The organism is Clostridium minihomine, assembly GCF_900240385.1.
GTDB lineage: Bacteria > Bacillota > Clostridia > Oscillospirales > Acutalibacteraceae > Faecalispora > Faecalispora minihomine.
In genome coordinates, this window is the sequence record NZ_OEQH01000001.1 from 715,299 (window position 1) to 730,501 (window position 15,203).

The following is a 15,203-nucleotide window of genomic DNA, read 5'->3' on the forward strand; positions in this document are numbered from 1 at the left end:
TGCCGCGGGGTCACATCATATCCCTATGAACGAGACTCCTTGACTTCAGTTGGACTTTTTCACCGTGTTCAGTTTGCCTTGATCCCTCGGTTCACAAGTTGTCTTTGTGACCACCCGTATTTTGGCATAGGGGCGTTATTGTTTTTTGATATTGCCAACATCATAGAAAAGATTGTGTCTGTCGTTAAAAAACGGTGTCACCTGTGCGGTTCATGTCCTGCACTTCCTGAATAATCTTCTCAAAAATACGGATGATATTTTTCGAGAGATCCCGTGCCTCTTTTGCAGTATGCACGGCACGTTCTCGGTTGTTTTGATTGATGTGCTCAATCATTTGTTCACCCTTTTGATGTAACGTGTGATGATAAGCATCAATATCTTCCCACAGCTTTGTCAGCCTTGACGCCGAAGGTTTGACTGCAAAATAGAAATGGCCGAATCCGCATTTATGTTCATCCGTTTGAATGGGGGTGATCTTCATGGCAAAGGCCATTTCCGATACGGTTTCCACCCATTTGGTATGTGCACGAATTGCATCCTGAATGGTCACAATAAAGTCGTCGTTCGAAAGGGGATAGCTTCCATTGCTGACCAATTCCCCCGAAGAAACTGCCAGTTCGGTAATTCCCAATTCAATCCCTTTTACCGAATCTGAAATCTGATTGATGGAACGGCTGACAGAGTTTAGCTCTTCCGCTGAATTTGCCAGGTTCTGCAGGTCGGCATTTACTGTTTCCAGTGCAATAGAAGTTTCTTGAAGCGCAGTGTTTACCTGTTCGCTGGCAGAAACAGCACCGGAAATGCTTGAGGTAATTTGCTCAATTGAACCGGCGTTCTTTTCCATCATAGCGGTGACAGATTCTACATCTCCTCTCACTTGGCTGATGGAGTTTGACGTGTGGTCCACACTGGCCTGAGTTGTTTCCAGTGCCTGCCGTATTTCATGAAGCAGGTCATCAATGTTGGAAGTCAGCTCTTGCGTTGTATCAGACAGATTTTTAATTTCCCCGGCAACGACACCGAAGCCTTTGCCAACTTCTCCGGCTCGGGCAGCCTCAATGGAAGCATTAAAGGACAGCAGTGTGGTCTGTGAAGAAATCTGATTGATTCCGGCAACCACTTGGCTGATTTTTTGTACCACTTCGGCCAGGGTATGCATATTGTTTTGCATCTGCTCTGAAAAGGCCAACATTTCACTGTTTTTCTCGCCCACACTTTTCAGCAAACTGTTACTCTCCATGGTGTTCTGGTTCAGTGTGCTGGCTTCCTGCGCAATCTGATACAAAGTATGAGACAGCGATTCATTTGCGCTCACCACTTCTGTAGAAGATGTGGAAATTTCCTCTGCCGCAACGGCTGAATGGGATGACATGGAACTGATATTGCCAGAAGCTCCTTTTACCTGATCACCGAAGAATGAAAGCTGTAAATCAAAGCTGCTGATTTGGGTCGCCGTTTGAAATATCTGTTTTAATATCTGCACTATTTTTTCGTTTTCCTGACGAAGTGCAGATGCTTTTCCTGCACGATTGTTTTCTTTCTTTTGAAACATTATTTGAAACACCTTTCCTTTAATCAAGTAGAAAATTTTTGATCTGATGTGTGTGTCATTTCACATATGCAGAGCATGATGAACAGCCGCTATCCGTGAGCCGCCGCTTACAGGGGAGTTCAAAACACAGCTTGTCTGCCTGAGGGACAAGATTGGACTTTTTTCGGCAAATTTGTTGTATTTTCTCATGCATGTGTTTATATGCTCATTATATCTTACGCTTCTATTAAAAAGCAAGACATCTTCAATATTGAAAGTCTGATCCACTGCAGGGAAACAACAGCGGTGCTTCTGAATCTCTAGTTGCAATAAGACCAAAAGGAAAGAGTTGGAAATATAGCTTCTATCTTTCTTTAAACAAAAATACTGCCAACAACAGTTCATTGATTTTTCGCTCCGATCAGAATACTTTTTCCGGAGACAAAAGACAATGCACTGATATAAAATAGAGATAAAAAACTCGTGTGAAATCTCTTTAATACTGGGGTTAGGCTCCCGTCAACACAGGGAAAAGTATTGATTTTTTGCCGGGTGGGTATTATAATAAAGACAAGTCTTAAAATGGAGGGACTATAAAATGACAGAGATCACTAAAATTACGAAGGATACCGTGATTGGCGATATTCTTGACTTAGATCAATCCACCGCGCCCTTCTTTCTGGAGATGGGTATGCATTGCCTGGGCTGCCCGGCATCCCGCGGAGAAAGCATTCAGGAAGCCTGTATGGTACACGGTGTGGACCCTGATGCCCTGGTGGAAAAGCTGAATGCCCACCTGTCTTCGAAATAAGGATAAAGAGGCATAAGTGAAGAAATGCCGCCCGGCAATTTTGTCCGGGCGGTTCTTTTATCTGGCAAAATGGCAGGGGAAGCTTTTGGGAAAAAGCGTGGCCATTTTGAAATCGGGGAGGGAATTTTGTGGGCAGACCATTGTTTCAGCTGGACCCAAGGCTTCAGCTATGCGCCGACTTTGTGCGCCCGGGTACAAAACTGGCAGATATCGGAACCGATCATGCCTATTTGCCTGTCTGGCTGAAAAAACAAGAGAAAATTACATCCGCTGTGGCAGCGGATATTCATACCGGGCCATTGGAAAAGGCAAAGGAAAACATTCTCCGCTATCAAGCGCAAAATGTAACCGCCCGGCTTTCGGATGGGCTTTCCCAGATTCTTCCGCAGGAAGCGGACGATATTGTGATTGCCGGAATGGGCGGCGAATTGATAGCACGAATTTTATCTCAGGCTTTGTGGGTCAGGGAAGGGGACAGGCATTTGATTTTGCAGCCCATGACCTGTGCACAGGAACTCAGGGAGTATCTTCGGGAAAATGGGTTTGCCCTTCTTCGGGAAGAGGCAGTGGAGTCCCGGGCACATGTGTATACGGTAATGCTGGCCGTTTATTGTCCACAGAAGGCTGGGAACGATGATTTGTACCCGTATATCGGGGCATTGCAGCCAAATACTGCGGCGGCGCGCCGTTACATGGCAAAACAAATCCAGTCTTTGCGCCGCCGTGGGCAAGGACTGAAAACAAAAAATCCAGAAAAATCCGAGCGGTTGCTGCAAACCGCAGATCGACTGGAAGCTGTGGCGAAAGAAAGGGAGGATCTGCTTTGAAAACAGTTACCATAGGCGATATTTATGATTTTTTAAATGTTTGCGCACCTTTTGAAACAGCGATGGGATTTGACAATGTAGGCTTATTGGTGGGGGATCGAACTGTTCCGGTATCCACCGTGTTATTGGCTTTGGATATTACTCCCGGTGTGGTAGAAGAGGCGGCCCGCATGGGCGCAGAGCTGATCATTAGCCATCACCCGGTAATTTTTGAGCCGCTTCGGCGAATGACGGCAAATGAGGTTCCGTACCGTTTGGCGCACTATGGAATGAACGCTATTTGTGCTCATACCAATTTGGATTTAGCACCGGGCGGGGTAAATACCTGCCTGGCAGATGCTTTGGGTTTGCAGAATGTTCGAGGCCTGAAGCCCTATGGAAAAGACGGGCTCTGGGAAGGTTTAATTGGCGAACTTCCGCAGAAATACAGTGCCGGGGAGTTTGCTGCTTATGTGAAAGAAGTTCTTTCCTGCGGCGGGCTGAAATATGTGGATGGCGGAAAAGAAGTTCGTTTGGTTGCTTTGTGCGGAGGGGCAGGGGCAGATTTGCTGGAGGACGCCAAAGCTGCGGGAGCAGATGCGTTTGTCACAGCCGACACCAAGCATCATCAGCTGCTGATGGCCCAAAACATAGAGGTTACCTTGGTGGATGCAGGGCACTTTAACACAGAGGATGTGGTAATTCAGCCCTTGACCAGCAATTTGCAGGAGCAATTCCCCACAGTGCATTTTCAAAAATCAACGGTGTTGCGCGACCCTGCTCAATACCTGTAAGGAGGTGCCCCGATGGCTTTAGATGGGGCTTTTTTAAAACATATATCCAGAGAGTTGGAACAGGCGGCCCTTGGGGCAAGGGTAGAAAAAATCTATCAGCCCAACCGGGAAGAAATGGTCTTTCTGCTTCGCACCCGTACCGAACAATTTAAACTGCTGATTTCTGCCCGGGCCAACAGCGCACGGATTCACTTTACGACTTCGGTGCCTGAAAATCCCAAACAGCCGCCCATGCTTTGTATGCTGTTGCGGAAAAGGCTTTCCGGTGCCCGTTTGGTGCAGATTCGTCAGCCACAGCTGGAACGGTTGCTGTGTTTGGATTTTGATGCCATCAATGAATTGGGCGATATGGTTCGTTTGACGGTGGTTTCTGAAATCATGGGACGGTACAGCAATATTATCTTAGTGGATGAAAACGGAAAGATTGTAGATGCGTTAAAGCGCGTGGATGCGGAGATGACATCGGAGCGCCTGGTTTTGCCCGGGATGCCATATGAACTGCCGCCGGCTCAGGGCAAGCTTTGTTTGCTGGAGACAGAGCCGCAGCAAATCATGGATGCTTTGCTGGCTCAGCCGAAGGATATGGAGCTTTCCAAAGGCCTGCTGTCGGTACTGCAAGGGGTTTCTCCCATTGTATGCCGAGAATTACAGCATCAAGCAGGCAGAGGGGACACAGTACTGATTCGTCAGATGACAGATGCCCAAAAGGAACGCCTCCTCTTTTTTATCACCCGATTAAAGGAAAAAATCACAGATGCTGCCGGCAAGCCCTTTTTGGTTTTGGGGTTCGAGAAAAAGCCGCTGGATTTTTCGTTTCTTCGCCCCGAGCAGTACGGCACATCCGCTGTTGTGCGGGAACATGAAACCTTTTCTCAGCTTTTAGAAGCCTTTTATGAGGAACGGGACAGGGTGGATCGGATGCGTGTTCGGGAGCAGGATTTATTAAAGCACCTGACCACTTTGTCTGACCGTCTCAGCCGGAAGATCAATGCCCAGCGGGCGGAACTGGCTCAGTGTGCAGAACGGGATCAGCTCCGCATTTGCGGTGATTTGCTCAATGCCAATCTTTATCAGATGGAGCCAGGCATGTCCAGCATTGAACTGGAAAATTATTATGAGGAAAGTCTGCCAAAGCTGCGGATTCGGCTGGATCCGCGGCTTACGCCTTCGCAGAACGCTCAAAAGTATTATAAAGAATACCGCAAGGCGCGAACTGCCGAAGAAAAGCTGACCGAGCAAATTCAGCAGGCACAGCAGGAACTGGAATATTTGGATACGGTCTTTGAAGAATTGAGCCGGGCAGTGACGGAACAGGATTTAATGGAAATCCGTCAGGAATTGCAGGAGCAGGGTTATGTGAAATCCCCCAGAGGAAAACACAAACCCGCCGCTGCTACTGCGCCGCTGGAATTTACTGTGTCGGGTGACTTTCGTGTTTTGGTTGGGCGCAATAATAAGCAAAATGATAAGTTGACGCTAAAAGTAGCCAATAACAATGATCTTTGGTTCCATACCAAAGAAATCCCCGGTTCTCACACCATTTTGGTAACTGACGGCCGTGAACCCACCGAGGCAGCTATTTTAGATGCCGCCCGGCTGGCCGCAGCACACAGCAGGGGGAAGGCTTCTTCTCAGGTTCCGGTGGATTATGCCCAGGTGCGCAACGTTCACAAGCCGGCTGGGGCAAAACCGGGCATGGTGATTTATGAAAAGTATCACACCCTTTATGTAACTCCCGATTCAGAAGAATAAACAAATAAACCCCGAAGCGCATGCTTCGGGGAATCGGAATATTTTGAAATTTGCCGTAGGATTTTATCGTCCTACGGCTTTTATTTTCCGTTAGCGTTATAAGAACAGTTTCGAAATAGTATCTCAAATATCATTATATTTTTAAGGCTTCAAAAATTTGTTTTTTCCATTGATAATAGACTTCTATTTGCTCTTTATCCGTTGCAAATAAATCAAATTCAGATAATTGATTCCATTTTATCTTTTCTTTTTCCGGATCAATCACTTTCGTTTGTTTTGCATTTGAAATACGATACACACTAAACGCAGATTGATCTACAGGATAATAGTGTGAATTGTATAATTCGTTATGAGATGAAACTTTTTTCAATAACAAAAGATATTCGTTTTCTTGCTGCAATGGTATGTAGAAACCCGTATTTAAAATGAGAGAGTCATCCGGGTTTGTCGAATCATTTTCCATTATATCCGCTGCTTCTATCACGGTAATGGTTTTCTTATTTCGCTCTTTGTCACCCTTGTAAACTTCCGTTATCTGTACAGGAGTATAGAAGGCTTCATTGGTAACTTGCCTTGTGCCGGTGACAGAACACTTCACAATCAGATCCGCTTGCTGCATTCGTTCAGCGGCGGTATGAGAAGTGCTTTTATTTAAGACGTTTTCTAACTTATCATTGGATTGATAATTAAAATTTAGCATTCGGCTTTGCAAATCGTTTCGATAGGACATCCGCACGGTAAAAGCCGTTAGAAAACAGATCAGGATTAACAGGGTTGGAACCAAGTAATGTTGTCTTTTCATCTTACCGAGTTCCCTCCGTTTCTGTTAGGACACCATCGTTCATCTTATAAAATTTACTGCATAAGAGGGACAGATCTTCTTTATTATGGCTGGCAATGAATACCGTGGCACCCCTGGCAATTTCATCACGCACAACCGTTCTGATTAATTCAACTCCATTTTCATCCAAAGCATTTGTCGGCTCATCTAAAAGAATTAGGTTTGGTTTTTCCATAATGGCCTGCGCAACGCCAAGCCGCTGCTTCATTCCAAGAGAATATTTATCATAAGAGCGCTTATCGGCCGGATCAAGTCCTACCCGCGTCATGGACTGTTTGATTTCTTGATCTGAAATTTGATTTTTTATCGAAGCCAAAGTTTTTAGATTTTCAAAGCCGGTATAATAAGGCCAGAACCCCACAGACTCGATGATTAAACCAAGACTTTCTGGGAATGAAATGTCTTTTCCAAGTGTTTTACCGAAAACAGTTACCGTTCCCTCTGTTGGGTGAATCAGCCCTGCGATTGCCCGCAGAAGCATAGATTTTCCGGAACCGTTATGTCCATATAAACCATATCCGATCCCTTGCTCTAAAGATAAATTGATATTTGATAGAATTGTTTTTCCCTTAATCACTTTAGACAGATTGTAAATTTCAACTGCCTTCATCCGTTTCACTCCTTTTTTGATTGCAGGCTATACAATGATTTTACTCGGATTCTTTTATCAGCTCCATCATGTCTTTTTTGAGAAAGAGCCGCCGATAAAATCGATAGCTGATGATGATAAAGACTGTTAATGCCAACAAAGAGTTCAACAATAAAAATCCTTCGATAGAACCCGAGAAAGCAATTTCTGATTCGCTCATCATCATACGATCTGCATGCCATAGATACATTTGATTCGCTGGCAAAATGAAATATAAGATAGGCCCTAATTTTAGATTTTGGTTTAATAAAAGAACAACAAGCACGGGGACGATATATAGAATCAGAATCCATAAAAAGCTGATGGTACTTCCGTTTTTCATGGATAAAATATTCTGAAGAAAAATAAATTCAAATAACGTCAGCATGTTTATCAAATACATAGGCAAAACAAGTTTTATAAAAGAAATAGATGTGATATGGGGAAGTGCAAAAATCGTTCCGATGAGATAGGCAAGGACAAAAAGCCACAAAGATAAAAACGCAGTTAAGAAAAATAATTGCAATGTTTTCTGAAAAAGCCACTTTTGCTTTTTGGCGGTACGCGGGAACACATAAACATAATGGATGGTGCATTCTGAACGGAATAGATTGGAATACATAAAAATAATAAATAAATTCGGCACGAAAAACTGAATCAGTTCGATTCCATTGATTGACTGGAAAAGATGGACACCACCAAAAGTAAGAAGATAATAGGTTTCCATAGTTTGCTGGCTGTTTTTGCACAGAGTGGCATTGAAAAAGAATAAAAGCAAAAAAACAGCGCTTATCAAAAGATTGCGGTAAACAGTAAGCCGAAATAATCTGTAAATTTTCATTCGAATACCACTTTCTGATTCTGATCTTGCTTCTTTAACACAATAAAGCCTAAAACGGTAAATACAAAAATCAAAGTAAGAACCATGACAAAAACAGGCCTATAAATTGCTACATCTTTCGGTCGAAGAGAGATGGCACAAATCATATAAATCTGAGGCAAACCCACATTAGCGGCAATATAATCGTATGCAAACAATAGATAGGCACTGGCAAATCCTAAGATTGGCTTTTTAAAAATATTGCTCCAGAAAATAAATAAGATACAAAATAAGGTGAAGGCCAAAACCTGCAAAATATAACTTTTCATGAAAAAGCTGCCATTCTCGATATATCGAAAAAATTGATGAAAAAATATGGCTCGCATTAACATCAGAAGATATAAAAAAGAAACAAATAAAATACTCTCGAGAAAAGAAATGCCAACTTGTACCATCCAGTAAGTACTGATTTTTTTGTATCGATAAATAATATTACTATTCTGAAAATAACGAAGATTAGGCTGCAAATAAATGGCATAGAGCGGCAGGATAAGAAACAGCGCTGCAAACCAGAAAAAGAAACCGGCGTAGTTTGCCAGATAAAATTTAGGGTTTGTTTCCCAAGAAGTGAGCGCCAAAATATTCGGATTAAAATATGCGAGAGAGGAATAGGTGAGAAGTAATAGGGCTACTATTTTGCTTTCTTTCGCATGAAAACGCATCTTAAAATAATAGCGTAACATTCAAAGCTCATCCTTTTTAATGTGTATTTTACGAAAGAGTGCGATAACAGGAATGGCAGACAAGCACCCGATCAAAATGATGAAATAGATTAATTTTACTCCTTGTGTTTGGATAGGAGGAACCACCAAATTTTCCGGTGCCATGGCATGAAGGCCTAACGTGTTAAAAATCAGTCCGGCAGCCAGATAAAGGATGCCTGGAATTGTGATGATTAGAAATCGGTTGGCTTTCATGTGTAAAGAGATAGAGTAAGATACTAACCCAATTAACCCCCCAATGACACCCCCAATTATGTTATAAATGAAATAATAAAGATAAGGATGAGAATAGCAAAAATTTTGAAAGAAGGTTACATTTCGATAGATTAAGTCTGGTTCCAAAGGGTAGTAAGGGGTGACTTTGTTTGACTGCAAAGGGATTGCAAGCATCAAAGCAAGTTCACTGAGTTGAGAAGATAAAAAGACAATGAGAAAGCCGCCGGTAAATACAACAATCGCTTTTGCTATGTAGTAATTTCTGCGGCCAGAACGCTGAATGATAAATTTAGTAGTCCCCGCTTTTTTTTCATCAAATGCACTTGACGCAAAGGCCATAGAAACGATAAAAGGAAAAAAGAATAAAAAATATATTTGCACAGAACTTGCCAGAAAGGAATTGGCAATTGCATTTACTACTCCAAAATAGCACCACGCCGGTGCGATTGTGACAGTATCTTGCCGAAAGAGCTTTAGAAGATCCAAAATAGTGGGAACTAGAAAAAACAAGAACGAAATCAATAGTGCAATAAAAAATTCTCGCTGTTTTATCATTAATTTGAAATTAATACGGATCATTTTGCCTAACATATTTCCCCATTTCCTTTCATGAATTTATAATCGAGCATCCAGCCGGGGGCCGGATGCTTCATTAGCAATTTATATTACAATAAGTTTGGCACAACACTTTCGCGTCTATTTAACGGGAAGGTTCCATCAAGACAAAACACAAGTGGAAACAGGAATCAAGCAGATGCTTTGAATGAATCAGTAGAAGTCCCTCTCTTTATATCAACAAATGAAAAGGACAATTTGTGACACTATTTCGAAAATATTTATTATTTTGTAAATATTCCGATGGGGGGGAGCGAATTGTTCTGAAAGCTTATTCGACTGCAAGGGATAAATGACAGGGAATAAATAGAAAAAAGAAGGCCACGAATTTCTTCGTGGCCTTCCCAATTGAAATTAGGGGATATTTTAGTAAGAAAAAATCTTACTGGAGGAGCTTCAAGATGCTCTGGGGCTGAGTGTTGGCCTGAGCCAGCATGGACTGTGCAGCCTGAGTCAGAACGTTGTTCTTGGTCATCTCCATCATTTCCTTCGCCATGTCAACGTCGCGAATGCGGCTCTCAGCGGAGGTCAGGTTCTCGCTGGTAACACCCAAGTTGTTCACAGTGTGCTCTAAGCGGTTCTGCAATGCACCCAGGTCAGCACGAGTGCCGGAAACCTGATTGATAGCATCTTCGATAGTCTGGATGGCCTCAAGAGCATCTGACTGATTCAGAACATTGATGGTATCAATGCCAAGACCTGTGCTGCTCATATTTCCAATATTTAAAGAAACCTGCTGATCATCAGACTTAGAAGCGCCAATCTGGAGTTTCAAAGCATTTGCATCTTTAGCATCTTTTACTAAAGCCAAATCTCCGGTTGTGTTAGCCTTACCGGCTTCTACAGCAATATTTCCTTCAAATTCAACTGTGAAATTGGTGAACGCACTTGCAGCTGCGTTATCGGCAGCAACTTCAGATTTTGCATGATTGCGTACTGCTTCTGTAATTTGATCAGCGGTAAAAGTACCCGCCGCATCATTTCCCAAAGTGATTTTCAAATTACCCGTGGTATCATCAATATCAACGGTAATTCCTTTGCCTGCGGCAGCTTCCATCGTAACATTTTTAGTAGCTGCTGTTGCATCTGATTTAAAGCTAACTGCAGTTGTACCTAATGTTCCTTTTACAGTAGAGCCAGCGCCCAAAGAACCATCCAACAGGTTGATCTTGTTGAAATTGGTGGAAGTAGAAATTCTGTTAATTTCTTCTTTCAGAGCAGTAACTTCTTTAGCGATATTATCACGGTCAACGTCGTTCTGATAAGTGCCGTTGGAGGACTGAGTAGCCAGCTCCTTCATTCTTTGCAGAATGGAATGGGTCTCGTTCAGAGCGCCTTCAGCGGTCTGTACCAAAGAAATACCGTCGTTGGCATTGTTTGCAGCCTGATCCAAGCCGCGGATCTGGGAACGCATTTTCTCAGAAATGGCCAGGCCGGCAGCGTCATCGCCTGCACGGTTAATTTTGTAACCGGAAGAGAGCTTCTCCAGGTTTTTTGCAACGTTGTTGTTGTTGATACCCAGCTGACGGTTCGCGTTCAGCGCGGAAATGTTGTGTTGAATACGCATAATTTTTTCCTCCTGAAATTTTATTTGGTCCACGGGGAAACCCCTGTGGCCGTAAGAAAAGGACATCCTTGTCCTTGCCTTGCTTATTTATGCACCATTTCCCGCAGGGCGGGCCCTGCCCCCAGGGAAAGTGATACCGGTAAAATGTGAGAACCACTTTTGTTTTTTGGTTCTAATCTATATTTCGGTGCTGACTTCAAAAAGTTTAGCAATTTCTAGAAAATTTATTGAAAAATTTATTTCTGCTTTAACAGGTTCTTGAGCTGATCCAAAGTTTGAACCTCAAGCTTTTCACCGGCTTCCCGGTTGAGTGCGGCAGTTTCTAAAAGTTCTTTTCGGGTAATCCGAATTTCTTTGGGAGCATCGATGGCAAGTTTTACCCGATCGCCGCTGATTTCTGAAATGCGAATTTCAATATTATCACCAATCAGGATAGATTCGGATGTTTTTCTGCTTATTACCAGCAAACCGTTTCCCTCCTTCGCGTCAATGGCCGGCAAATAGCCGGTAACGCAAAGGATACTCGGTATCCTCTAGAATCACCTGCTTTGCATGTTGATTGTGGATATTGATGACAATGGGGGCCTTTAAATTCACCACAGAATCCGAGAGCTGAGGGCGAATGACTGCAATCACCAAAAAGCACAAATCCTCCGGATTCGGGTTCCCCAAAGACTCTAAATCCCGTTGGGATAATTTGGGGGCGTAGTCATCCAAGATGGTAAAGGGATCCATCACGATAAAAGAAGGAATTTGTTCTTCATTAGCCGCCGTCAGGCTCCAAAGAATATTTTCCTCATCCTCGTGGAACAAAAGAAATTCATGAATTTCTTCAAAGCCCAAAAGACCCTCCTGAAAAATGATGGTATTACGGCTTTCCTGGTTTGTTTCCATATCCGTTACTCCTATATTCAGGTCATAAAGTCGATAAACGATTTGCTCAGGATTTTTGTGCCCATAGACAAAGCAGCATTGTAAGCATACTGCTGCATGTAAAAATCCATAATGGCTACACCGGGATCCACATACTCAATTGCTTGGCTGCGTTCCACAATGGCATCGCCCATTGCTTCCAAATTCGTTTTCATGGTGCTTAAAAAGTTTGATTTGGAACCGGATTTTGTAATTGAGCCAAGCAAAGCCTGTCCTTGTTCTGAGAACTTATCTAAATAAGGACGAATATTATCAATGGAAAAATCATCTTTTTCCAATTGGTCTGCAATTTGACCCATCAGGGTATATAGGTTGTTAGAAATTCCGGTGCCATCAGAGGCACTGTTGCCAAATCCCAGAAAAGAAATGCCCGGAATTGCAGCATTAAATGCACTTTGCGAGTTGATCGAAGTGCTGTTGGGCTCGGAAGTGGTTTTCAGGCCCATTCCCAAATTGATCAAAATTTCTTCTTCCGCCAATTTGGCAAGACCTGCCTGACCGATATTACTGGTAAGCTCTTCTGAAATGACCGTCTCAAATCCACCGGATCCATCAGGAATGGAAACAGCCCGATTCATGTCGCCGGTAATCCGAATATTTGTAAAATCAATATCAGGGTAGCCTTTTAACAGGTTTAGCAAATCCTGATTGGTTTTAATTTTAGATAAATCAGTTTCAATGGTAATCTGAGTATCCGAAACAGAAATTTTGGTGGTGTCAGGGGTAGAGGACTGTGAAACCTTTAAGGTCATCCCGTCTTTAATTACTTTTCCGGTATCGGGGTCTGTAATTTCACCGGGGCCGAACTCAATTAAAGTTCCGTTAAAATTGGCAACCGGGCCATTTTCTATTTTTCCGGTGTCTACATTGATTCCGCGGTACAAAAGCTCCCCTTTACCATTAACAGAAAAAGGTGCTTCTGTCATTTCGGTTCCGCCAAATACATATTTCTCTGCAAATTTTGTATTGAGAGGGGACAAAAAGGCCTGCTGCATCTGCCGCAGTTTATCGGCAATAATGGAACGATCTTCTTTTGACATCGTGCCGGTAATTGCCTGAATCACGTCCCCGGTATCTGCACTGCTCACAATGTCATAAATAGATTTCATGGCGCTTTGCGACGTCATCAACTGACTTTCAATGTCACCTAACGAATCCTGATAGGTTTGGTTTTCGGCTTGTTCTCTGCGAAAACGGTAAAGCTTTGTAGCGGAAAAAGGATCTTCCGATGTTTTTTCAAAGTTTCTGAATGTGGTCGCTTTATTGTTCGCCGCATTCAGCTGACCCAATGAAGTGTTCAGATTTTTTGTATATTGTCCCGCAATCATGCCCATTGTAATTCTCATGGCACATTCCTCCTTTATTCCATATTAACGGCCGACAATTCCCATTCGGTTAATTATCGTGTCTAATGCCTCATCCATGGTTGTCATAAAACGAGAAGAAGCGGTCAAAGCCTGATTGTACATTATCAGGTTAATGCCTTCTTCGTTCAGATCCACAGAAGAAATCGAGGCTCTTTGAGTATCGATGCCAGTCAGGTTTGAAACATAGGTTTCGTTTTGGTTCAAAGTGGTTTTAATGTCCAAACCCAGCGTGGTGGAAACCTTAGAAACAAAAGAATTCAAAGAGGAAGTAAACAAAGAGATCCCCTTGTCGGTTTCAAATGTCTGCTCTTTTGAGAATTGAAGTACCATATAAAGGATGTTTTTTCCGCTGCTGGAATTGTCTACGCCTTCCAACGTTTCTTCCTTTGAAGCTGTGATGTAATTTCCAACCGCTTTGTCCCATTCCTTAGAAATAGAAATATTAGAGGCGGTGATTTTGGGGGAAGAAGCGGGATCATTGGGGTTATAATCACTGGAAGCAAACAGGGGTTTGTCAACAGCAACCGAGCCGCCGCCTTCCACAGTTGTGGTTGTGGCGTTCGCCTTATTCATTGTATCAGCCAATGTTTGTGCCATCTGATCCATGATTTTTTCATAATAACCGATTCCGCGGCTGGTGGTGGACAAAGCCCCTGTGGCGATGGTTTCGGTGGAACCGCCGACGGTGACATCCATCTTTCCCGATGCCATTGCATCAAATTCACCGCTGTCGTTAAGCATTGTCAGGTATCCGCTAAAAATTCCGGTGCCAAAACTGTCGTTAAATACTTTGTGTGTTCCGTCGGAATTATTGATCATCTCGCCGCCAAAGCCACGGATATAGACGGAAACATTCAAGTCTTTTTTTGCGTATACATGTTCTGCCCCGGTGCTGTCAGCTGCTGTATATTGTATCGTGTCTTGATTCTGCGCAGCTTCAAACTGAACAAATTTGTCGTTGTTAATCAGGGGAATACTGTTGTTGCCATTAACCAGGTTGACCTGCATTTCTTCCACTGTGCGGCCTGCGCCGATCGAAACCGATGTGGTGCTCACCTGAATATTAAACTGCTGGCTTAGCTGATCCAGAAGGGCATTGCGCTGATCGCGAAGTTCCAAAGCGGGAACCTGAGAAATATCGCAGCTTTTAATTTCGCGGTTTAGCTGAGCAATGCTTTCCAGAATACTGTTGGCTTGTCCGATACCGGCGCTTAAAAAAGAGTCGGTTTCCTGCTTGCGGACATCTGCCAGCTGTGTGGCAGCATTGTGGAACGCCTGTGTCAGCAAGAGAGCCGAGTTTTTAACAATGGTTTCCAGATTGGAATCTGCGGGGGAGTTCGCTAAAGTATTCAGCTGTTTAATCAGATCGGTTATCTGATTGTTGATTCCATTATTTTTGATTTCATCAAAGATACTTTCAAGACTGCTTAGTGTATTGGCTTCGGTTCCGCTTTTTCCCACTTTGCCGCTTTCCATACGGTAGCGCACATCCAGATAGGGGTCGCGAAGCTGAGAAACACCTTTTGCTTCTACGCCGCCGCCAATGGCCATATCACTGGGGTTTGCATAACGCATATTATTGCCGGAAGAACCCACCGCATAGGCGTCCAAGCGTTGACGTGTATAACCGGTTGTATTGACGTTTGACATGTTTTGGCCGGTGATTCTCAAATTGTATTGGGCGGCCTGAATGCCGCTTCGTGCTACATAATAAGAAGAAAAGCTAGACGCCATAATTTC

The 15,203-nt window shown here is 43.4% G+C and carries 15 protein-coding genes; 4 read left to right on the forward strand and 11 right to left on the reverse strand.

Annotated elements, in window-relative coordinates:
• Positions 1-184 precede the first annotated feature (184 nt).
• Positions 185-1,552: a methyl-accepting chemotaxis protein gene (locus C1A02_RS03370; RefSeq protein ID WP_101696775.1), complete on the reverse strand. Its 1,368-nt coding sequence runs from the start codon at positions 1,550-1,552 to the stop codon at positions 185-187.
• A 577-nt stretch (positions 1,553-2,129) separates the two neighbouring features.
• Between C1A02_RS03370 and C1A02_RS03375 the strand changes: the two genes are divergently transcribed.
• From C1A02_RS03375 to C1A02_RS03390, 4 genes are all read left to right on the forward strand, one after another.
• Positions 2,130-2,342 (forward strand): DUF1858 domain-containing protein, encoded by a 213-nt coding sequence (locus C1A02_RS03375; RefSeq protein WP_207204869.1) that lies wholly within the window; start codon positions 2,130-2,132, stop codon positions 2,340-2,342.
• Between the two features lie 128 nt (positions 2,343-2,470).
• Positions 2,471-3,169 carry a class I SAM-dependent methyltransferase gene (locus C1A02_RS03380; RefSeq protein ID WP_101696776.1) on the forward strand — a complete coding sequence of 233 codons (699 nt, stop codon included), beginning with the start codon at positions 2,471-2,473 and terminating at the stop codon, positions 3,167-3,169.
• Positions 3,166-3,942, forward strand: coding sequence for a Nif3-like dinuclear metal center hexameric protein (locus C1A02_RS03385; protein WP_101696777.1), 777 nt, complete (start codon positions 3,166-3,168; stop codon positions 3,940-3,942). Before C1A02_RS03380 ends, C1A02_RS03385 begins: the two co-directional genes overlap by 4 nt.
• 12 nt (positions 3,943-3,954) lie before the next feature.
• Positions 3,955-5,694 (forward strand): Rqc2 family fibronectin-binding protein, encoded by a 1,740-nt coding sequence (locus tag C1A02_RS03390; RefSeq protein WP_101696778.1) that lies wholly within the window; start codon positions 3,955-3,957, stop codon positions 5,692-5,694.
• A gap of 133 nt (positions 5,695-5,827) precedes the next feature.
• On the opposite strand, the gene C1A02_RS03395 is transcribed toward C1A02_RS03390, so the two are convergent.
• From C1A02_RS03395 to C1A02_RS03440, 10 genes are all read right to left on the reverse strand, one after another.
• Positions 5,828-6,496, reverse strand: coding sequence for a hypothetical protein (locus tag C1A02_RS03395; RefSeq protein WP_101696779.1), 669 nt, complete (start codon positions 6,494-6,496; stop codon positions 5,828-5,830).
• A gap of 1 nt (position 6,497) precedes the next feature.
• Positions 6,498-7,145, reverse strand: coding sequence for an ATP-binding cassette domain-containing protein (locus C1A02_RS03400; RefSeq protein ID WP_101696780.1), 648 nt, complete (start codon positions 7,143-7,145; stop codon positions 6,498-6,500).
• 40 nt (positions 7,146-7,185) lie between these two features.
• A complete protein-coding gene (locus C1A02_RS03405; RefSeq protein WP_101696781.1) occupies positions 7,186-8,004 on the reverse strand; it encodes a DUF2705 family protein in 819 nt (272 codons plus the stop codon).
• Positions 8,001-8,726, reverse strand: coding sequence for a hypothetical protein (locus tag C1A02_RS03410; protein ID WP_101696782.1), 726 nt, complete (start codon positions 8,724-8,726; stop codon positions 8,001-8,003). Before C1A02_RS03410 ends, C1A02_RS03405 begins: the two co-directional genes overlap by 4 nt.
• Positions 8,727-9,572 carry a hypothetical protein gene (locus tag C1A02_RS03415; protein WP_101696783.1) on the reverse strand — a complete coding sequence of 282 codons (846 nt, stop codon included), beginning with the start codon at positions 9,570-9,572 and terminating at the stop codon, positions 8,727-8,729.
• Positions 9,573-9,978: 406 nt separating this feature from the next.
• Positions 9,979-11,163, reverse strand: coding sequence for a flagellin N-terminal helical domain-containing protein (locus tag C1A02_RS03420; RefSeq protein ID WP_101696784.1), 1,185 nt, complete (start codon positions 11,161-11,163; stop codon positions 9,979-9,981).
• A 236-nt stretch (positions 11,164-11,399) separates the two neighbouring features.
• On the reverse strand, positions 11,400-11,630 hold the full coding sequence (locus C1A02_RS03425) for a carbon storage regulator (RefSeq protein WP_101696785.1): 231 nt from the start codon (positions 11,628-11,630) through the stop codon (positions 11,400-11,402).
• Between the two features lie 19 nt (positions 11,631-11,649).
• Complete coding sequence (gene fliW, locus C1A02_RS03430; protein ID WP_101696786.1) at positions 11,650-12,057, reverse strand: flagellar assembly protein FliW; 408 nt, start codon at positions 12,055-12,057, stop codon at positions 11,650-11,652.
• A gap of 17 nt (positions 12,058-12,074) precedes the next feature.
• Entirely contained in the window at positions 12,075-13,442 is a 1,368-nt protein-coding gene (flgL, locus tag C1A02_RS03435; protein ID WP_101696787.1) for a flagellar hook-associated protein FlgL, read from the reverse strand.
• Between the two features lie 24 nt (positions 13,443-13,466).
• Positions 13,467-15,197: a flagellar hook-associated protein FlgK gene (locus C1A02_RS03440; protein WP_101696788.1), complete on the reverse strand. Its 1,731-nt coding sequence runs from the start codon at positions 15,195-15,197 to the stop codon at positions 13,467-13,469.
• Positions 15,198-15,203: the final 6 nt, after the last annotated feature.

Excerpts from the sequence above, each read along its gene's own strand:
- C1A02_RS03370 (WP_101696775.1), bottom strand. The coding sequence starts at position 1,552 with ATGTTTCAAAAGAAAGAAAACAATCGTGCAGGAAAAGCATCTGCACTT.
- C1A02_RS03375 (WP_207204869.1), top strand. The coding sequence starts at position 2,130 with ATGACAGAGATCACTAAAATTACGAAGGATACCGTGATTGGCGATATT.
- C1A02_RS03390 (WP_101696778.1), top strand. The coding sequence starts at position 3,955 with ATGGCTTTAGATGGGGCTTTTTTAAAACATATATCCAGAGAGTTGGAA.
- C1A02_RS03395 (WP_101696779.1), bottom strand. The coding sequence starts at position 6,496 with ATGAAAAGACAACATTACTTGGTTCCAACCCTGTTAATCCTGATCTGT.
- C1A02_RS03400 (WP_101696780.1), bottom strand. The coding sequence starts at position 7,145 with ATGAAGGCAGTTGAAATTTACAATCTGTCTAAAGTGATTAAGGGAAAA.
- C1A02_RS03405 (WP_101696781.1), bottom strand. The coding sequence starts at position 8,004 with ATGAAAATTTACAGATTATTTCGGCTTACTGTTTACCGCAATCTTTTG.
- C1A02_RS03410 (WP_101696782.1), bottom strand. The coding sequence starts at position 8,726 with ATGTTACGCTATTATTTTAAGATGCGTTTTCATGCGAAAGAAAGCAAA.
- C1A02_RS03415 (WP_101696783.1), bottom strand. The coding sequence starts at position 9,572 with ATGTTAGGCAAAATGATCCGTATTAATTTCAAATTAATGATAAAACAG.
- C1A02_RS03420 (WP_101696784.1), bottom strand. The coding sequence starts at position 11,163 with ATGCGTATTCAACACAACATTTCCGCGCTGAACGCGAACCGTCAGCTG.
- fliW (WP_101696786.1), bottom strand. The coding sequence starts at position 12,057 with ATGGAAACAAACCAGGAAAGCCGTAATACCATCATTTTTCAGGAGGGT.
- flgL (WP_101696787.1), bottom strand. The coding sequence starts at position 13,442 with ATGAGAATTACAATGGGCATGATTGCGGGACAATATACAAAAAATCTG.
- C1A02_RS03440 (WP_101696788.1), bottom strand. The coding sequence starts at position 15,197 with ATGGCGTCTAGCTTTTCTTCTTATTATGTAGCACGAAGCGGCATTCAG.